General features: G+C 65.1%; 16 protein-coding genes. 13 read left to right on the top strand and 3 right to left on the bottom strand.

What is annotated here, in order from left to right:
- Positions 1-10: 10 nt before the first annotated feature.
- Both AB4099_RS11180 and AB4099_RS11175 read right to left on the bottom strand, forming a co-directional pair.
- Positions 11-718: a DUF4391 domain-containing protein gene (locus AB4099_RS11180; protein WP_441478120.1), complete on the bottom strand. Its 708-nt coding sequence runs from the start codon at positions 716-718 to the stop codon at positions 11-13.
- On the bottom strand, positions 715-3915 hold the full coding sequence (locus AB4099_RS11175) for a helicase-related protein (RefSeq protein ID WP_441478119.1): 3201 nt from the start codon (positions 3913-3915) through the stop codon (positions 715-717). Before AB4099_RS11175 ends, AB4099_RS11180 begins: the two co-directional genes overlap by 4 nt.
- Positions 3916-4609: 694 nt before the next feature.
- Here AB4099_RS11175 and AB4099_RS11170 point away from each other — a divergent pair.
- The 7 genes from AB4099_RS11170 to AB4099_RS11140 all read left to right on the top strand — a co-directional run bounded on the left by AB4099_RS11170 (position 4610) and on the right by AB4099_RS11140 (position 11632).
- Positions 4610-5431, top strand: coding sequence for a metallophosphoesterase family protein (locus tag AB4099_RS11170; protein WP_441478118.1), 822 nt, complete (start codon positions 4610-4612; stop codon positions 5429-5431).
- Between the two features lie 75 nt (positions 5432-5506).
- Positions 5507-6694, top strand: coding sequence for an ABC transporter ATP-binding protein (locus tag AB4099_RS11165; RefSeq protein WP_441478117.1), 1188 nt, complete (start codon positions 5507-5509; stop codon positions 6692-6694).
- 2 nt (positions 6695-6696) lie between these two features.
- The gene (locus AB4099_RS11160) at positions 6697-7620 is read left to right on the top strand and encodes a carbohydrate ABC transporter permease (protein WP_441478116.1); all 924 of its coding nucleotides are present in this window, start codon (positions 6697-6699) and stop codon (positions 7618-7620) included.
- A 110-nt stretch (positions 7621-7730) separates the two neighbouring features.
- On the top strand, positions 7731-8495 hold the full coding sequence (locus tag AB4099_RS11155) for a carbohydrate ABC transporter permease (RefSeq protein ID WP_441478455.1): 765 nt from the start codon (positions 7731-7733) through the stop codon (positions 8493-8495).
- 108 nt (positions 8496-8603) lie between these two features.
- The gene (locus AB4099_RS11150; protein WP_441478115.1) at positions 8604-9875 is read left to right on the top strand and encodes an ABC transporter substrate-binding protein; all 1272 of its coding nucleotides are present in this window, start codon (positions 8604-8606) and stop codon (positions 9873-9875) included.
- Between the two features lie 112 nt (positions 9876-9987).
- The gene (locus tag AB4099_RS11145) at positions 9988-10848 is read left to right on the top strand and encodes a phosphodiesterase (RefSeq protein WP_441478114.1); all 861 of its coding nucleotides are present in this window, start codon (positions 9988-9990) and stop codon (positions 10846-10848) included.
- Positions 10841-11632 carry an inositol monophosphatase family protein gene (locus AB4099_RS11140; RefSeq protein WP_441478113.1) on the top strand — a complete coding sequence of 264 codons (792 nt, stop codon included), beginning with the start codon at positions 10841-10843 and terminating at the stop codon, positions 11630-11632. The genes AB4099_RS11145 and AB4099_RS11140 overlap by 8 nt, the downstream gene beginning before the upstream one ends.
- A gap of 45 nt (positions 11633-11677) precedes the next feature.
- Here the strand turns inward: AB4099_RS11140 and AB4099_RS11135 are convergent, their stop codons facing one another.
- On the bottom strand, positions 11678-12625 hold the full coding sequence (locus AB4099_RS11135; protein WP_441478112.1) for a sugar-binding transcriptional regulator: 948 nt from the start codon (positions 12623-12625) through the stop codon (positions 11678-11680).
- A gap of 217 nt (positions 12626-12842) precedes the next feature.
- Between AB4099_RS11135 and AB4099_RS11130 the strand changes: the two genes are divergently transcribed.
- The 6 genes from AB4099_RS11130 (at position 12843) to AB4099_RS11105 (ending at position 19573) form a co-directional block, all read left to right on the top strand.
- A complete protein-coding gene (locus AB4099_RS11130) occupies positions 12843-13883 on the top strand; it encodes a zinc-dependent alcohol dehydrogenase (RefSeq protein ID WP_441478111.1) in 1041 nt (346 codons plus the stop codon).
- Positions 13884-13931: 48 nt separating this feature from the next.
- The gene (gene xylB, locus AB4099_RS11125) at positions 13932-15392 is read left to right on the top strand and encodes a xylulokinase (RefSeq protein WP_441478110.1); all 1461 of its coding nucleotides are present in this window, start codon (positions 13932-13934) and stop codon (positions 15390-15392) included.
- 76 nt (positions 15393-15468) lie between these two features.
- Positions 15469-16143, top strand: a complete 675-nt coding sequence (locus AB4099_RS11120; RefSeq protein WP_441478109.1) for an HAD family hydrolase — start codon at positions 15469-15471, stop codon at positions 16141-16143.
- A 6-nt stretch (positions 16144-16149) separates the two neighbouring features.
- Complete coding sequence (locus AB4099_RS11115; RefSeq protein ID WP_441478108.1) at positions 16150-17097, top strand: sugar-binding transcriptional regulator; 948 nt, start codon at positions 16150-16152, stop codon at positions 17095-17097.
- Positions 17098-17271: 174 nt separating this feature from the next.
- A complete protein-coding gene (locus AB4099_RS11110) occupies positions 17272-18585 on the top strand; it encodes an extracellular solute-binding protein (protein WP_441478107.1) in 1314 nt (437 codons plus the stop codon).
- Positions 18569-19573: an ABC transporter permease subunit gene (locus AB4099_RS11105; RefSeq protein ID WP_441478106.1), complete on the top strand. Its 1005-nt coding sequence runs from the start codon at positions 18569-18571 to the stop codon at positions 19571-19573. The genes AB4099_RS11110 and AB4099_RS11105 overlap by 17 nt, the downstream gene beginning before the upstream one ends.
- Positions 19574-19578 lie beyond the last annotated feature (5 nt).

Raw genomic sequence — 19578 nt, 5'->3', positions numbered from 1 at the left:
TGTCATTCCCTTACTCACTCGTCGCAACGCTGACGGGATCGCCCCCGGAGAGGCGCTCCAGTTCCTGCCGCGCGGCGCGCAGCTCGGCATTAATCGCCACGCGCTTGTTGAATTGTTTCTCGCGGGCAAGCCGGGCCTTGATCCGGTCCACCTCCCGCGTCTTTGCCCGGATCGCCTCCATCCGCGCCACACGCGCCTGGATGTCCTCGCCGGACTGTTCACCTTTAGCAGTCGCCTTCGGCATCAAGGCCGTGAGGAGGGTGTCGTAGAGCCCGCCAAGATTGAGCGTGACCGGTAGCGGCCGGCGCGGTGCGTCGTCGGGGGCCCAATCGGTCGCGAAATAAGCGCTAACAACCCACTTGGTGGAATCGGCATCGCTCGGCCGCTTGAAGGCGGCCACCGCCTTCCGCTTCCCTGACCAGCTGAGTTCAAAGATCAAGGGGAACGGGATCGCGCGGTCAATCGCGCGCAGCACCTCTTCGTCGAGCTTACCGGTACGCAGGCTGATGCCGAACACCTGGATCTCGTAGACGCCCTTCGTCGCCGCGAGGTTCATGGTCTCCGGCGCCAGCTTGTGCTTCCAAACGATCTGATCGACCTGGGTGACGAACAGGTCCTTCAGCGCCGTGCCGACGCCGGCATGCTCATAGATGCGGCTTTTGGGGACAACGCGGCCAAAGGCGGCTGCCTTAGGATAGTCGAAGAAGGCCGCGGTCATGCCGCCCCCTCCTCGATCACGAGGAAGGCGATCAGCTCGAAATCGTCGAGCCCGGCGATGGTGTGGACGAGCGCCGTGGTCCGCCCGCCGCTGAACAGGCTGTCGATGTCCTTCTCTTCCTTCACCTCGATCATCGAGCGGATCGCCGCGCTCAGAAGCGCGGAGCAGTGCTCCATCTTCCGACCATCCTGCGTCCGCTCATTGAACAGCTGGCAGACCGCCCGGATCGGCTCCGCCTGGCCCTTGCAGCTCGTGCGGATCAGATCGAGCAAGCGCTTCACCTCGGTGTGGTCGATGATGACCGCACCGTCGTGACCGACATAGACGAGATAATAGGGGTGTAGCCGGTTCTGCTGGTTGATGTTCACGCTGTCGTGGATGTTCTTCAGCGCGAAGATCACACCGGGCTTGAGCCCGAGCGCCGGCTGCGCCGGCACCACCGCATGCATGCCGTTGGGCAGGTGCTCAAGGTTGCCGTGCTCCTTGATGTGGTTCAGAAGATCCATGCGGAAATCGTTGAGGCCGAGATCGGTGATGGAGATCCCGGTCCGCACATCTTCCAGCTCGATTACCTCCTCCTGGAGGCGCTTCAGCTGCTCCTTCCGGTAGGCGATGTCGCTGCTCTTGGCCGTCAGCACATTGTCGTCGCCGGTCGCTGTGACGTCGGCGATCATCATGCGGTTTTCGACGCGCTCCTTGAGATTGATGTATTCGTCCAGTGAGATTTCCGGCCAATAGTTGACGAGCTGGATTTGCGAGTTCGGAGACCCGATACGGTCGATGCGCCCGAACCGCTGAATGATCCGCACCGGGTTCCAGTGGATGTCGTAGTTGATCAGATAGTCGCAATCCTGAAGGTTCTGACCTTCTGAGATACAGTCCGTACCGATGAGGATGTCGATCTCGCCGGTTTCGTGCGGCAGGATCAGATGCTTTTCCTTCGCGCGGGGCGAGAACAGCGTGAGCAGGGACTGGAAGTCGTAGCTCTTTTTCAGCGTGCTCTTCGGCGCGTCGGAGCCGGTGACCATGCCGCAGTGCAGGCCGTGCGACTGCAGAAAGGCCGTCGCCAGGTTGGTGTAGAGGTACTTCGCCGTATCCGCAAAGGCGGTGAAGATGAGAACCTTTCGATTCCCGGGATTGAGCGGGTCGACGACCTTGCGGGTGATAACGTCCTTCAGATGCTGCAGTTTGGCGTCATCATCAGGCCCCACCTTGTCCATTGAGGCGATCAGGTCGCGGATCACAGCGAGATCCGCGGCGAGGTCGTGCTTCCAGGACGGAATGTCCATATCCGACAGGCTGATCTGGATTTTCTTTCCGACCGTGAACTCGTCGAGCCCGTTCAGGTCGTCGTCGTCGGGATCGAAACTGGGATCGCCGAGATGGTCGGTCACGCTAGTGGCGGCACCCGTACGTTCATACGATTCGATCGCCTGGAGCGTCTGCGCGATATTGCTGCTCAGAGCGTGCAAGGTGAGACGAAATGCTTCGACCGAGCTCTCCAACCGTTTGAGCAGGTTGGTGGTCATGAGAGCCTGAAGGCTCCGTTCGCGGTCAGCCTGGCGCAGCTTGCCGCGACCGCCCTCGACCTGGGTGTCGTAGATTTCTTCGTACTTCCGAAGCCGGCTCGGCAGAATGTAGCTGATCGGAGCGTAGACGGCGAGCTTGAGCACCGACAGGCTGCCGAAGATGTCGTTGAGGCCGAGCACGTCCGACCGATGGGTGATCGGGCACTGGTACGAAAGCGGCTTTCGACGCTGCGGGAATTTCCCGATATCCTTGGTGTCGTAGAACGTCTCGATATGCTTGCGCGACCGGGCGATCGTCACCGCATCCAGCATCTCGAAGAAGTCGAAGTCGAGCGCCTTGAGGATCGCAGTGGCGGTTCTCTCGTGGGGCGGAAGATCCGACCAGGCGTTGAACGCCTTCTGGGCACGCCTGAAAATCTCCTCGATCCCGGTGTTGGTTTTCAGTTTGCGGCTGAGGTTTTCGGAATCGCCCTCGTAGGCCAGCGCAAGCTGATTACGCAGGTCGTTGAACCGGTTGTTCACCGGCGTTGCCGAAAGCATCAGAACCTTGGTCTTCACGCCGGCGCGGATGACCTTGTCCATCAGCTTCTGGTAGCGCGTTTCCCGATCTTTGAAGACGTCGTTGTTCCGGAAATTGTGCGACTCATCGATGACGACCAGATCGTAGTTGCCCCAGTTGACTCGATTCAGCGGAATGCCGAACGAGTCTCCCGACGTACGGGAGAGATCCGTATGACTGAGGACGTCGTAGTTGAAGCGGTCCTTCGCAAAGATGTTCGTGGTCAGGTTGGTGTTGTAGTTTCGCCAATTGTCGGCGAGCTTCTTCGGGCAAAGGACCAGGACCGACCGATTGCGCAGCTCATAATATTTGATCACCGCTAGCGCTGTGAACGTTTTGCCGAGTCCGACGCTGTCCGCCAGAATGCAGCCGTTGTGCATTTCTAACTTATTGATGATGCCGGTCGCCGCATCCCGCTGATAGTTGAACAGCTTGTTCCAGACGAGACTGTCCTTGTAGCCCGTCAGATCGTTCGGCAGCGCGTCCTGATCGACCTCTTCGAGGAAATCCTGGAAGAGATTGTAGAGGATATGGAAGTAGATCCGCTCGGGTGAGTTCTCCTGGTAGACGGACTCGATATGGTCGCAAATCGCGGCGGTGACGTCGCTAACCTTTTCTTCGTCGTTCCAGATCTGATTGAACAGCTGAAGATAGACCTGTGTGTGTGCAGCATCGTCGATGCGGGTCACAAGGTTCGAGACTGCGTCACCCTTCTGATAGCCCAGGTCGACGGCGGTGAAGCCGCTGATCGGCATGTAAGCGACGTCGCCAGCTTCCGCTCCTGTATGGATGAACTGTTGCATCGGCGCCCTGGTCGTGTTCGACCGGAAGCGGGCCTTTTTGCGGATCCAGTCGGCGCATTCGCGGGCTACTGCACGCTGCGTTAGCTTGTTGCGGAGCTGAATTTCGAACTCAGTTCCGTACAGGCCTCGCTCGCGCGTTGACTTGGGGATGAAGAATTCCCGCCGCTCCTTACTGAAGCGACCGGTCATCTCCGTGGGTAAGAAGGTTGGAGCAGTAAAAATAAATTGAAGATTTTCGACCTTTGACAGCTCCATCTTGAGCGCCTCGAAGGCGTAGATCGAAAAGCAGGATGCCGCGATCTTCAATCGTGCACCACGCCCCACATTCGCCTTCAGATCGTCGCCGAGAAGCAGCGAGATGTTGTCAATAAGTTTCATCGTTGGCCTGCATCCCGCCCGGCGACTTGCCCCCGACTCACCGATCCTTTTGAGAGCCTCCAGGCTGATAGCGTATCCCCCGCGCCTCCGGTAGCGACTGGCGGCGGGGGAAATGACAAGGCGGTTTGGATCCGAATCCGAGGCGCCCCGAAGCCGAGATCGCGAATGTCGCCTTGGCCGTGTTCAATCGACTCGTCCCGCTGAGGAGTTCGCCTGCTCCGCCATCCGCATCAACTCAATAGGCGCCGCTCCCATCGCCCTCGCAATGGCGATGGGAGCGGGTTGAAGCCAAAGCGGGCGCCCAGTGCGGATGGGCCCGCGTTCTAGAGATACCCGAATTTTGTTCGCGCATGCTGCACCCAAGCGGCCGCCCCGAAGCGGGCGATGCTAACCAAGGACAAGGGCGCGGGCGTGCCGCCTCGTATCCCGTCAGACGGCCGGACTCGAGGCGACCGAGCACCTCCTGCTCCGCGCACAACGCCAGCCCGCCTGCGCCCGTCACTCCGCAAAATACATTTGTGTCATAAAACATTCATTTGTATGATCCACTGCAAATGCACTGCCCCGCATCTGACGGCGGCAGGCCGCTTTCCCTTTCGGGAGCGCCCTAGGGAGGGGACAAATGCAGCTTGTCGTGCAGATTTCCGACACCCATCTCAGCCCGGGCAAGCCGCATTTTGCCTGCAACTGGGAGCCGTTGAGAGCCTGGCTGGCGGGGCAGGGGCCGGATCTCGTCATCCATACCGGGGATGTCACGGTCGATGGCGCCGATGTCGACGAGGACATGCGCCATTGCCGCGAGTTGCTCGACGCGCTCGGCCTGCCGGTGCTGAGCATTCCCGGCAATCATGATGTCGGCGAGGCCTGGCACCCGCATCAGCCGGTCAATGCAGAGCGTCTCGCCCGCTGGCGCAGCCATCTCGGCGCGGATTTCTGGAGCCGCGATATCGAGGGCTTCAGGCTGATCGGCCTGAATTCGATGCTGTTCGGCAGCGACGAGGCGGATGAGGAGCGCCAGCTCGCCTGGCTGGAGCGCGAGATCGCGGAAGCTGAGGGGCGCCGGCTCGGCTGGTTCCTGCACCGGCCGCTCTTCGTCGAGACGCCCGATGAAGGCGACAAGGGCTATTGGAGCGTGCCGCCGAGGCCCCGGGCCCATCTGCTTGATCTCGTCCGCCGTCATGACGTCGCCTTCGTCGCCAGCGGCCATCTGCACCGGGCCCATGATTTTTCGGTCGAGGACACCCGCTACATCTGGGGGCCGTCCTCGGGCTTCGTCGTCGGTCCCGCACTGCAGCCCGGCATGGCCGGCTCAAGCACGCTCGGCGCCGTCGCCTACAGCTTCGACGGTCGGGAGTTCACGGCCGCGATCCATGAGATTCCCGCGCTGACGACGCTCTGGATCGACGATGTGATCCACGAGGTCTACCCGCCGCGCGCCGCCTGACGCCGCCGGCGGCCGCGCCTCGCGGCCGCCTTCGACACCGCTCCACGATCCCTCACAGTTCAAGAGGCGAACGACATGGCCACAGTCGCGCTGTCTTCCATCGCCAAGGCGTTCGGGACCACAAAGGTGCTCGGCGGCGTCGATCTCGACATCGCCGATGGCGAATTCCTGACGCTAGTCGGCCCCTCCGGCTGCGGAAAATCGACCCTGATCCGGATCATCGCCGGGTTGGAACAGCAGGATTCCGGCAGCGTCGCCATTGGCGGAAACGGCGTCGATCACCTGCGCCCGCATGAGCGGCGCGTCGCGATGGTGTTCCAGTCCTATGCGCTCTACCCGCATATGACCGTGCGGGGAAATATCGCGCTGCCGCTGATGATGGCGCGGCTGAAACTCTGGCAGCGCCTGCCGCTGCTCCACCTGCTCTCGGGCCAGCGGCGCAAGGCGATGGCCGGCATCATGACGGATGTCGACGCGGTCGCGGCCCAGCTCCAGCTCGGCCATCTGCTCGATCGCAAGCCGGCGCAGCTCTCGGGCGGCCAGCGCCAGCGCGTCGCGCTCGGGCGCGCCATGGTGCGCAGTCCCGATGTCTTCCTGATGGACGAACCTCTGTCCAATCTCGACGCCAAGCTGCGCGTCCATATGCGCACCGAGCTGGCGGAGCTGCACAAGCGCCTGGGCGCGACCTTCATCTATGTCACACATGACCAGGTCGAGGCGATGACGATGTCGGACCGCGTCGCGATGATGGATTCAGGGGCGATCCTGCAGCTCGGCACGCCCTCGCAGCTCTATGAGAAGCCGGCCTCGCTCAAGGTCGCGCAGTTCATCGGCAGCCCGGCGATCAACCTGCTGCCCGCGACGGTCGGTACTGCCGGCCGCCTCGAACTCTTTGGCCGGCCGATGGCGCTTGCGGTGGCGCGGGCGGCGGGGCAGGCGGTCACGCTCGGCATCCGCGCGGAGGCGCTGACGCTCGTCCATGGCGAGCCGGCCGGCGCAGGCCGCGCCTGGTTCTCCGCGCGCCTCAGGCGCAAGGAGAACCTCGGCTCCGAATACGTCCTGCATTTCGATCTCGCGGGCCGCGATGCGCCGGGCGTGACCATGCGCGCCAGCCCCGCGATCGCCGCCGGCGTCAACGAGGCGGCCGAGGTCACGCTCGGCTTCGACGAAGCCGCGAGCCACATTTTTGACGCGCAGGGCGACAGGCTCGAGCCGCGCGGGCAGGGCAGTCTCAGCGCCTCCGTCGTGCCGCTGAGGGCCTGAGCATGAATCATGCCCTTGCATCGCCCGCCGCTTTCGCCCCTGTCGCCCGCCGCCGGGCGCTGATCGAGCGGCTGACCGGGCTCGGCTTCGCGCTGCCGGCCTTCATCCTGCTGCTGCTGACGATCCTGCTGCCGCTTGCGGTGCTGATGCTGCTCAGCCTGACGAATTACGAGTTCGGCGGCGTCGACATGGACTGGGTCGGCCTCGCCAATTTCCAGAAGGCGCTGGCCGATCCGATCATCCGGCGCTCCGTCGTCAACACCTTGCTCTATGTCGCCATCGTCGTGCCGGGCGGCGTCTTCGGCGCGCTGCTGATCGCGGTCATGGTGCATCGGCGCCGCCGCAGCCGCTCCTTCTACGAGGTGATCTATTTCCTGCCGGTGACCTCGACGCTGATCGCGATGGCGACCGTCTGGCAGTTCCTGCTCCACCCCTCGCTCGGCCCGGTCAACGGTCTCCTGAAATGGTTGGGCTTTGCCCCCGTCGCCTTCCTGAGCGAGCCGTCGACGGCGCTGGCGACGCTGGCCGTGATCGGCATCTGGCAGCTGCTCGGTTTCAACATGATCCTGTTCCTCGCCGGACTGACCGCGATCCCGCGCGATCTCTACGAGGCGGCCGATATCGATGGCTGCTCCAGCGCGATCGATCGCTTCCTCACCATCACCTGGCCGCTGCTCGGGCCGACCACGATGTTCGTGCTCGTCACCACGATGATCACCGCCTTCAAGATTTTCGACACGGTGGCGGTGATGACGCGCGGCGGCCCGGTCGGCTCCACCGAGGTGCTGCTCTACAACATCTATCTCGAGGGCTTTCAGTATTTCCACACCGGCTATGCCGCGGCGCTGACCTTCATCTTCCTCGCCTTCATCCTCGTCTTCTCGGCGGTGCAGACCTTCGCGCTGGACAAGAAGGTGCATTACTGATGGCCGCTCCCGTGCTTGCCCCCGCCGCCGTCACGCCCGTGCATTCGCTGCTGCGCCGTTTCCTTTCGCTCGCCCTGGTCCATGGCGTGCTGATCGCGGGCGCCATCTTCATGCTGGCGCCCTTCATCTGGATGCTGGTGACCTCCATCAAGCCGCCGGCCGAGATCTTCAGCGCCGAGATCTCGCTCTGGCCAAAACAGTTCTACGGCCTGCAGAATTACGGTTTCGCGATGGAGAAGGCGCCGCTGCTGCGCTTCGCGCTGAACGGCGTCATCCTCTGCGCCGGCATCCTCACCGTGCAGCTGCTGGTGGCCATCCCTTGCGCCTATGCATTGGCGAAGCTGAATTTCCCCGGCCGCAATGCACTCTTCGTCCTGGTGCTGCTCGGGCTCTGCATCCCGGTGCAGGTGCCGGCCATGCCGCTCTATATCGCGCTCGCCCAGCTCGGCCTGATCAACACCTATTTCTCGATGATGGTGCCGTTCTTCCTCTCGGTCTTCGCCATCTTCCTGTTCCGCCAGTTCTTCCGCAGCTTCCCTGACGACATCATCAATGCCGCCCGGCTCGACGGCATGAGCGAATTCGAGATCGTCTGGCGCATCGTCACGCCAAGCGCCTGGCCGGCCATCGCCGCCTTTTCGGTCTTCTCGGCGGTGGCGCATTGGAACGACCTGTACTGGCCGCTGATCGTCATCTCCGACGCCAAGCTCGCCCCGCCGCCGCTCGGGATGATGTTCTTCGCCGATGCCGAGACGGGCTCGAATTACGGCGCGCTCACCGCCGCGGCGACGATCCTGACCGCGCCGCTCGTCCTCGCTTTCCTCATCGCCAGACGGAGGTTCATCGACGGCATCACGATGACCGGGGTGAAGTAGGCAGGCTCCGACACGGACCGGCACTGCCTAGCCCCAACCGCAAGACGCTCAGGCCTGACGTAGTGAATCAATCCGGCAGCTTTGCTGTCCATGTCACGGAGATCAAACATGAAACCCTTCGGCAAAGCGCTTGCTGCGGCAGCGCTCGCCCTCGTCGCATCCACGGCCGCCCGCGCCCAGGATGTCACGCTCGACGTGCTCTATGCCTTCCCGGCCTTCGCCAAGTTCCACGAGCCGATCGCCGCGGAATTCATGAAGACGCACCCGACGATCAAGATCAATTTCCGCGCGCCTGCGGCGAGCTATGACGAAGGGCATCAGGCGATGCTGCGTCAGTCCGTCACCAACCAGCTGCCGGATGTCTATTATTCCGGCTTCCATCTGCTCAGCGAATTGGTCGAGACGCTCGACAAGCGCAAGCAGGTCGTCGATCTCGGCCCGCTGCTGAAGGGGGAGCCGGAAGACTGGCGCAAGGCGAATTACTCCGACGCGCTGCTCGCGCTCGGCCAGGTCGGCGGCAAGCAGGCCGGCCTTGCCTTCAACGCCTCGACGCCGCTGATGTATGTCAATGCCGAGCTGGTGAAGAAGGCCGGCGGTGACCCAGACAAGCTGCCCGACACCTGGGCCGATGTCGTCGCGCTCGCCAAGAAGATCCGCAGCGCCGACACCGCCGGCCTTGCCTACAACATCCATGACTGGCCGGATGACTGGCTCTGGCGCGGCGTGATCCTGCAGGGCGGCCATTCCATGCTGTCCGCCGACGGCAAGAAGGTCGCCTTTGGCGGCGAGGTCGGCGAGAAGACGCTTGGCCTGCTGCGCAGCCTGGTCACGGAAGGCGGCATGCCGGTGATCGACTGGGACCAGTCGCGCCAGCAGTTCATCGCCGGCAAGATCGGCATCTTCTTCGACACGCCGGCACGGCTGCGCCAGGTCACCGACCTGATCGGCGACCGCTTCACCCTGAAGACCGCGCTCTTCCCGGTCGATGACAAGGCCAAGGGCAAGCTGCCGACCGGCGGCAATGCCGCGCTGATCACGGCCAAGGATGCAGCCAGGCAGAAGGCGGCCTGGGAATTCATCAAGTTCGTGACCGGCCCCGAGGCCCAGAAGATCGTCGTCGAGACCGCCGGCTATATGCCGACCAACCTGCGCGCCGGCGGCGATGCGTTCCTCGGTCCGTTCTACAAGGACAATGCCAATTTCCGGACGATCAACGGCCAGGTCCAGCGCGCCGCTCCCTGGGAAGGCTATCCCGGCGGAAACTCGGTCCGCATCTGGCGCCAGCAGCGCGAGGTGATCTCCGGCGTGATGCGCGGCGACATCCAGCCCAAGGCCGGCATCGAGCGCATCGTCTCCGAGACCGAAGCGCTGATGAAGTGAGCAGGCACGCCTGACGCTTCGCTCCCACGCCGCCCGGCGCTAGCCGGGCGGCAAATCCTTTCTCCATGCCCCATTTGCCTGGCCCCCATTTGCCTGGCCCTGCGGAGCCTTCATGATCATCGCCCAGCTCAGCGACTTCCACGTCCGCCCGCATGGCCAACCGGCCTATGGCATCGTCGACACCAATGCCGCGACACGGCGCGCCATCGATGCGGTGCTGGCGCTGGAGCTCCGGCCGGATTGCGTGCTCGTCACCGGCGATCTCTGCGATTGCGGGCTGCCGGAGGAATACGCGATCGTGCGTGCCGAACTCGCAAGGCTGCCGATGCCGGTCTATGCCGTGCCCGGCAATCATGACCGGCGCGAAGTCTTTGCTGCCATGCTCGGGCAAGATGGCCTGGGGCAGGGCGGTTCCTCCCTGCCGAAAAGTGGCTTCCTGCATTACGTGATCGAGGATTATCCGGTCCGGCTGATCGGGCTCGACACGGTCGTTCCCGGCGAGGATGGCGGCGAGATCTGTGCCGCGCGCGAGGCCTGGCTCGCGGAGCGCCTCGCAGAGGGGCGCGGCCGCCCGACGCTGATCTTCATGCACCATCCGCCCTTTGCGGTCGGTGTCGACGGTATGGACATCATGCCCTGCCGCGTCTCGGCGGGTTTTGTCGCGCTGATCGCCCGTCATCCCGAGATCGAGCGCGTGCTTTGCGGCCATTATCATCGCCCGATCCAGCTTCGTTTCGCCGGCACGATCGGCTTCGTCGCGCCGGGCACCGCCCATCAGGTCGCGCTAGACCTGCGCCCGGGGACGGAGAACAGGTTCGTCATGGAGCCGCCCGCGCTCGCGCTCCATGTCTGGAAGCCGGAAACCGGCATTGTCAGCCATCTCCAGCCGATCGGCGATTTCGGCCCGCGCCGGCCCTTCGTGCTCGACCCCGCCTATCCCGGCAAGCAGCAGGCGGTGGCAGCCCATGTCTGATCGGCGCCTTCTCTCCCTCCTTGAACAGGCCGGCGGGCTGGCGAGCGAGGCCGCCGATCTTCTGGTCCGCATGCAGGGCGAGCAGCTTTCGGTGACGCGCAAGGAATTGCGCGATGTCGTCACCGCCGCCGATCTCGCCTCGGAGCGCCTCGTCATCGCGGGCCTGCGCCGGTTGACGCCGGAGGCGGCGATCCTCTCCGAGGAGGCCGGCTTCTCCGGCCCATCAGACGCGCCCTGCTGGATCATCGACCCGCTGGACGGCACGGTGAACTATGCCGGCGGCCTGCCCTGGTTCTCGGTGACGCTCGCCTATCAGGAAGAGGGCCGCACCGTGCTCGGCCTGACCCATGCCCCGCTGGCCGGGCTGGTCGCGCGCTATGCCGAAGGGGCCGCCGCGAGCATCAATGGGCTACCGGCCGCAGTTTCCCGGACGACGAGCCTCGCCGACGCGACCGTCTCGATCTGCCTGACCTCGCATTATTCGCTGGAGGATACGGAGCGGACCTGCGCCGTCATCCGTCGCCTGTCGGGCTTGTGTCGCGGCGTGCGCATCATCGTCTCCGGCGGGCTCGAAATGTCGCTGGTGGCGGCGGGCCGGCTCGATGCCTTCATCGGGCTGAAGGCCGATATCGTCTCGCATGCCGCCGCCCTGCCGCTGGTGCGCGCCGCAGGCGGCAAGGTCACGACGGTTTCGGGCCGAGATTCCCGCGACGAGGACCTGGAGAAGGTCGTCTCGAACGGACTGATCCACGAAGAGCTTCTGGAGGCGATCCGAAGCGCCTGACTTCAGGAGGAGGGGCAAGAGCCGCTTGAGGCGGGCTCGCTGGTTTCAGCCCCGGTGCAGCGCCAGTACCGCCGAAGCGGCGTCTTCATCGGTGATCACCACGGAGGCCAGCCTGGCGCGGAGTGCGGCTGCGATCACCGCGGCCTTGTTCGTGCCCCCGGATGCAAGGATCATGGTTGGGATGCGGCGCAGGCCGTCCAGGGGCAGGGCGATGGCGCGGCGGTTGATCGGGTGGTCGATCGCGTTGCCCTCACCGTCGATGAACTGACCCAGCATGTCGCCGACCGCGCCATGCTCCGCCAATTCCCTGGGGCCGACATCGCCGGGCAGCCCGTAGCGCACCAGGAGCGAGCGCTCGCTCAGGTCGCCGGCGCTGAGGATCGCGACATCGGTCGCGCGGATGCGGGCGAAGGCGGCCTCGAACACGTCCTGCGCCAGGATGGTGTCGCGCGATTGCGGCGTGCCGGCATAGATCGGCGCAGCCAGATAATGGCACTCCGCCTGCCAGAGCCTGGCGAAATGGCTGGCGATCTCGAAGGTGTTGATCTCGATGCCATAGGTCAGCCCGCCCATCATCGAGGTCACGGTCAGGTCGCGATACTGGCCGGCCCGCACATGCCGGATCGTCTCGCGCAGCGTCCCGCCCCAGCCGACGCCGAAGACGCCCGAGGGATGCTCGTCGATGATCTGCGAGACCAACTCGCCGGCCGCCTTGCCGATCTGCGCGGAGATCTGCGCCGGGTCGCTTGGCGTCGGCACGACGATCGCATCCTTGAGGCCGAAGGCCTCGACCAGCGCCTGCTCGAGCCTGATGCAGCTCTCCAGCCGCGAATTGATGGTGATATTGACGAGCCCGCTGCTGCGCGCCTCGTTCAGCAGGCGGTTGACCCGCAGCCGCGTCATCTTCAGCCGGTCGGCGATATCGGCCTGGGTTAGGCCTTCCATGTAATAGAGCCAGGCTGCTCTGACCTGGGTTTGCGGATCCTCCGGCATCGCGTCATCCCAAGGGCGAGAGCGGCGTCGAGACCGCCAGCCCTTCGCGGCGGAATCGGTCGAGATTGCGTTCCTGCACCGGGCTTACATCGCTTTCATTCGCTGCGACAACGCACAGCGATGCGGCCTGCCGCTGCGGATTTGCCTTGACCATCACTAATGTAAATACAAAAATACATTTGTTGAAGGTCTATGCGAAGCCGGAGTGCATTGCGCGATGTCCCACGCCATCTTTCTTCACGCCGCGGGTGACGCGCGCTTCGCGCCGTTCAACCTGCGCGAGGGGGCTGCCAGTGAAACCCTGCTGGATGTCGCAGCCGTCGGCCTCTGTGGCAGCGACCTGCATTATTACAAGGATGGCGGCATCGGTTCGGCCGTGATTGCCGCCCCTTTCGTGCCCGGCCACGAGTTCAGCGGCTGGCTGACCGAGGATCTGCCGGAGCTTGGCCTGGCGCGGGGCGCGCTGGTCGCCGTCGATCCCAACCAGGCCTGCGGCCAGTGCCAGCATTGCCGCGACGGCCACCCCAATCTCTGTCCCGATGTCGTGTTCATCGGCGCGCCTCCGCATGATGGCGCGATGACCGAACGCATCTGGGTGCCGAAATCGCAGATCGTTGCCGTGCCGGAACGCTTCACGCCGAGCGATGCCGTGATGCTGGAGCCGCTCGGCGTCGCGATCCACGCGGTCGACCTCGCCAAGCCCCGCCTGCTCGAACGCGTCGCGCTGATCGGCTGCGGCCCGATCGGGCTCCTGATCCTGCAGGTGCTCCGGAGCGTCGGCGTCGGCGAGGTTCTGGCCTGCGATCCGCAGCCGCATCGGCGCGCGCTTGCGCTCGATCTCGGGGCGAGCAAGGCCGGCGCCAGCGTGGCCGAGATCGCGGACTGGACGAAGGGCGAGGGCATGCCGCTGGTGATCGAGGCCACCAATGCACCGGAAGGCTTTCGCGATGCCATTCGCGCCGCGCGCATCGGCGGCCGCGTCGTGCTCGTCGGCATCCCGGATGGCGACAGCTATGTCGTGCCCGCCGCCGAAGCGCGCCGGCGCGGGCTCACCATCAAGTTCTCGCGGCGCATGGGTCATGTCTATCCCCGGGCGATCGAACTCGTCGCGCAGGGCAAGGTCGATGTCGATGCGGTGGTCAGCCACCGCTTCTCGCTCGCTGACGGGCCCGAGGCCTTTCGTCGCCACGCCGCCAACGAGCCCGGCATGGTGAAGAGCCTGATCTATCCCAAGGGGGCGACTGATGACGCGCGCTGAGCCGTGCGGAAACATGACCAATGTCGGAAACCGGCGAGGCGGTGTGACGTGAGCTTCATCGGGATCGATCTCGGCACCTCGTCGCTCAAGGCCATCCTGGTCGACGGGCAGCAGCGCGTCGTCGCCGCGGCGACGCGCGATCTGACCGTGCTTCGTCCCGCGCCCCTCTGGTCGGAGCAGGAGCCGGGCGACTGGATCGCCGCCGCCTTCGGGGCGTTGCAGGACCTCCGGGAGGCCGCGCCGGCTGCCTTCCGCCTCTGCCGGGGCATTGGCCTCTCCGGGCAGATGCATGGCGCGGTTCTCCTGGACGAGGCCGACCGGCCGCTGCGTCCCTGCATCCTCTGGAACGATGGCCGCGCCAGCGCGGAATGCGCCGTGCTCGAAGCGGCCGAGCCGGCCTCGCGCGCCATCACCGGCAACATCGCGATGCCGGGCTTCACCGCGCCAAAGCTGCTCTGGGTCCGCCGGCATGAGCCCGCTCTCTTCCGGCGCATCCGAAAAATCCTGCTGCCGAAAGCCTATCTGCGCCTGGTGCTGACGGGGGAGGCGATCGAGGAGATGTCGGACGCATCAGGCACGCTCTGGCTTGATGTGGGTTCCCGCGACTGGTCCCAGAGGATGCTTGCTGCGACCGGGCTCGACCGCAGCCAGATGCCCGCCCTCGTCGAGGGCTCGCAGCCCGCCGGTCGGATGCGTGCCGATCTTGCCCGCGAGCTCGGCTTTGATTCACCGCCGCACTTCGCCGGAGGGGCGGGCGACAATGCGGCCGGGGCGGTTGGCTTGGGCGCGGTCACTGCCGGTTCGAGTTTCCTGTCGCTCGGCACATCCGGCGTGCTCTGGCGCTCCACCGCCGGTTTCGAGCCGCGGGCCGACAGAGCGGTTCATGCCTTCTGCCATGCCTTGCCCGGCCTCTGGCACCAGATGTCGGTGCATCTTTCCGCCGCCGCGAGCCTGAGCTGGTGGGCCGGCATCGCCGGATGCCCCGAGGCGGAGCTGCTTGCTCCCTTGGGCGAGATCGTGCAGGCGCCATCGCCGGTGCTGTTCACGCCCTATCTCTCCGGCGAGCGCACGCCCCATAACGATCCGCAGATGCGCGGCGGCTTCGCCCGCCTCGGTCACGAGACCGGCCGCAACGCCATGACTCAGGCGGTGCTGGAGGGCGTCGCCTTCGCATTCAGGGACGGCAAGGCGGCGCTGGAAAGCGCCGGCGCGCCGATCACGGAGGCGCTCGTCATTGGCGGCGGTGCGCGCTCGGGCCTGTGGCTCTCCATCCTCGCCAGCGTCCTGGACATGAGATTGCATCGCTATCCCCAGGCCGAGACCGGCGCCGCCTTCGGGGCGGCGCGGCTCGCCCGCCTCGCCTGCACCGGCGAGAATCCCGCCGAAATCTGTACCCACCCCCTGGGGAGCCCCGAGATCTTCGCCCCTCAGCGCGATCTCGTGGCCGCCTATACGCAGCGCTACGACGCCTGGCAGAGCACCGCCGAATTCAGCCGCACGCTGCACTAGGCGCGGTCGAGGGATTTGACAGAAACGCGAGCGGATGCTCTTGATCAGAGCATCCGTTCAAGATTGTTGCTGTCTCATGGCTCCGCATCCACGCTTCGACCTCATCATCCTCGACTGCGACGGCGTGCTCGTCGACAGCGAGGCGATCAGCTGCCGCACCCTGTTCGATATTCTCTCGCCACTGGACCCGGATTATGATCTGGAGGCGGTGATGCGGCGCTATCTCGGGCGCCCCGCCAGCGCAGTCGTCGAGGATTATGAGCGCATGATCGGCCGGCCGGCTCCGGAGAGTTTCAGGCGGGACTGGCGGTCGCGGCTCTTCGCCGCCTTCAGTGCCGCGCTGCAGCCCGTTGCAGGCGTGCGCGAGGCGGTCGAAGCCTTCGATGTCGACTATTGCGTCGCATCCTCCAGTGATGAGGAGCGTATCGAGCATTGCCTGCGCAAGACGGGGCTTTGGGACCTGTTCGAGGGGCGGATCTTCAGCACGACGCGGGTCCAGCGCGGCAAGCCCGCGCCCGACCTGTTCCTGCTGGCGGCCCGCGAACGCGGCGTAGCGCCCGAGCGCTGTCTCGTCATCGAGGACAGCGTCAGCGGCGTGCTTGCCGCCAAGGCGGCGGGAATGACTGCCTTTGGCCTGACCGCAGGCAGTCATTTCGCCGTGCTCGATCAGCGGCAAGCGCTGATCGAGGCCGGGGCCGACAGGTTGCTCGGCGCCTGGTGCGAGCTTGCCCTGCCCGTGACGGCGGGCTGACGCGCCATGGCCGAGAATGACAGCGCCCGCCTCGACGATGCCGCCCGCGCCGGCTGGCTCTATTACATCGCCGGCCGCACGCAGGACGATATCGCGCAGATCCTGAACATCTCACGCCCGGCGGCGCAGCGCCTGGTTTCGCTCAGTCGCAGCGAGGGCCTGATCAGCTTCCAGATGAACCATCCGATCGGCGCCTGCATGGAGCTCGCCGCGCGCCTGCGTGACCGTTTCGAGCTGCTGCATTGCGAGATCGCGCCCTCCGACGGCTCGGCCGAGACGGCCGCGGCAGGCGTCGCTTCGCTCGGGGGCGTGCTGATCGAGCGCTGGCTGCGCTCGCGCAAGTCGCTGGTCATGGCGCTCGGCACCGGCCGCTCGATGCGTGCCAGCATCGAGCGGGTGTCGCCGATGTCCTGCCCGCTGCACCGGCTCGTCTCGCTCGTCGGTACGATCTCGCCGGATGGCTCGGCCAGCCCGTTCGACACGCTGGTCAAGCTCGCCGAGATCACCAAGGCCCAGCATTTTCCGATGCCGCTGCCGCTCTATGTCTCGAGCCCCGAGGAGCGGGCGCAACTGATCGAGATCGAGGCGATCCGGCGCATCCGCGCCATCGCCGGCGAGGCCGATCTTTGGCTGATGGGCATCAGCCAGATCGGCGAGGATGCCGTGCTCTATCGGGACGGCTTCATGACGCGCAGCGAGCTGCTCGAAATGGTCCGTCACGGCGCGGTCGGCGAGGTTACCGGCTGGGTCTTCGACGGGGAGGGCAGGCTGCTCGACCGCGGCACCAATCTGCGCGTCACCTCCGTGCCGCCGGAGCCCGGCGGCGACCGGCTGCGGATCTGCATCGGGCAGGGCACGGCCAAGGTCGCCCCCTTGCGGGCCGCGCTCAGCGGCCGTCTCATCAACGGTCTCGTCACGGACGAGGATACGGCGCGCGCCCTGCTGGCGCTCTGAGTCCGGCCAGCGGCTCCCAGGTCACCTCCGCTTCGTCTTGTCCTCCAGCCCGTGTCCGGGGTTGCCGGTGGTCGTCATCGCTTTGTCATCGACGGTTGACATAGAGGCGGAGTGTGCGAGCATATGCTTCAATCAAGAGCATATGCTCATATAAACCGACGAGGGAGGCTTTGAATGCGACCTGTCTTTAGTGCGCTTGCAGGCGCTGGTGCGCTGCTTCTGGCGGGGTTGTCCTGCGCCCAGGCGGCAACCGAAATCGAGTTTTGGCACGCGATGAGCGGCACGCTCGGCGAACGCGTCGACGAACTGGTCAAGAAGTTCAACGACTCGCAGAAGGACTATGTCGTCAAGGCGGTGGGCAAGGGCACCTATGACGAGGTCCTGAACGGCACGATCGCCGCCTACCGGGCCAAGCGGCAGCCGGAGATCGTGCAGTCGAACGAGCGCTCCTTCCTGACCATGGTCAATTCGGGAGCGATCATTCCGACCAGCGAGCTGATGGCCCAGCAGGGCCAGCCGATCGACGTGAAGAAATACATCGCGCCGGTCGTCAGCTACTACGCCATCGACGGCAAGCTCCAGGCGATGCCGTTCAACTCCTCGACGCCGATCCTGTTCTACAATCGCGATCATTTCAAAGCCGCGGGCTTCGACAAGCCGGGCGCGACCTGGCAGGAGCTCGAGCCGCAGCTCGAAGCGATCAAGGCCAAGGGCGTGTCGAAATGCGCCATGGTGCTGCCGGGGGACTACGAGTGGAGCTTCCTGGAAAACTACAGCGCCGTGAACGACATTCCGTATGCGACCAAGCGCAACGGCATGGACGGGCTCGACACGAGCTTCGTCTTCAACAAGGGCAAGCTCGTCGGCCAGGTCGAGCGGATGAAGCGCCTGATCGGCCCGGGCGTGATGCAGCTCGCGGGGCAGGGCGTCATCCCGATCCAGCTCTTCACCTCGGGCGAATGCTCGACGATCATCGCCTCGACCGCCTCGCATGCCGCCGTCGTCGCCGCCGCCAAATTCGACTGGAGCGCGGCCGAGATGCCCTTCGAGCAGGGCGTGACGCCGAAGAACAGCGTCATCGGCGGCGCGGCGCTCTGGACCCTGAAGGGCCATTCGCCGGAGAAGTACAAGGCGATCGGCGCCTTCTACAATTTCCTGGCCCAGACGGACACGCAGGTCTGGTGGCACCAGGCCACCGGCTATGTGCCGGTCACGGTTGCGGCCTATGACGCCGCCAAGGCGCAGGGCTACTACCAGACGAACCCGACGCGCGAGATCGCGGTCGTTCAGCTGATGCGCGGCACGCCGAGCGACAATTCGCTGGGCTTCCGCATCGGCAACAGCAACCAGATCAATGTTGCGATCATGGAGGAGGTCTCGGCCGCCTTCCTCGGCCGCAAGCCGGTGCAGCAGGCGCTCGACGATGCCGTCTCCCGCGGCAACGAGTCGTTGCGCCGCTACGAGCAGCTCAATGCTGGCAAGAAATAGCGCGGCGGAGCTTCCCGCGGCGGCTGCCGGCGGCTGGCGCTTGCGCTGGCCGCTGCGGCGCCGGGCTGCTCCGGCTTTCTCCGACGGGCAGGCCGAGAGCGGCCTGAAGCGGGCCCATTTCACGGAATGGCGCTTGCCCTTCTGGCTGCTGGCGCCGCAGCTCTTCATCCTCCTGCTGTTCTTCTTCATCCCCTCCGTCCGGGCGTTGATCCAGGCCTTCCAGCTCACCGATCCGTTCGGCGCGACGACGCAATGGGTCGGCTTCCAGAATTTCGAGCGGCTGTTCCGCAGCAGCGTCTACTGGTCCTCGGTCCAGGTCACGGTCGTGTTCACCGTCGCGCAGAACGTGCTGACGCTGACGCTCGCGCTGCTGCTCGCCTTCGCCTCGAACCACATCCTGCGCGGGCGCGGCGCCTACCGCACCATCCTGCTGCTGCCCTATGCGATCGCGCCCGCGATCGCCGGCATCATGCTCGCCTTCCTGTTCAACCCGCGCGTCGGCCCGGTCGCCCATATGCTGCAGGGGCTCGGCTTCGACTGGGACCCGAACCGCAATTCCTCGCACGCGCTCGCCCTGATCGTCATGGCGGCGTCCTGGAAACACATCTGCTACAACTACATCTTCCTCGTCGCGGCGCTGCTTTCGGTGCCCCACTCGATCCTGGAATCCGCCTATCTCGACGGGGCCGGGCCGATCCAGCGCTTCCTGCGCATCTCGCTGCCGATGATCGCGCCGACGCTGTTCTTCCTGATCGTCATCAATTTCGTCTACGGGCTGTTCGAGACCTTCGCCATCGTCGACGCGACGACGCGCGGCGGCCCGGCCGGAGCCACCTCGATCCTGGTCTACAAGGTCTATCAGGACGGCTTCGTCACGCTCGATCTCGGCTCGTCGGCCGCCCAGTCGGTGATCCTGATGGGGCTGGCTCTGCTCCTCACCTATGCGCAGTTCCGCTTCATCGAGCGGCGCGTGAACTACAGCGTGTAAGGGGA

It is taken from the genome of Allobosea sp. 2KB_26, assembly GCF_052115715.1.
Lineage (GTDB): Bacteria > Pseudomonadota > Alphaproteobacteria > Rhizobiales > Beijerinckiaceae > Allobosea.
Note: the sequence above shows the minus strand (reverse complement) of the source record. Positions and strands in the feature narration are given on the sequence as shown.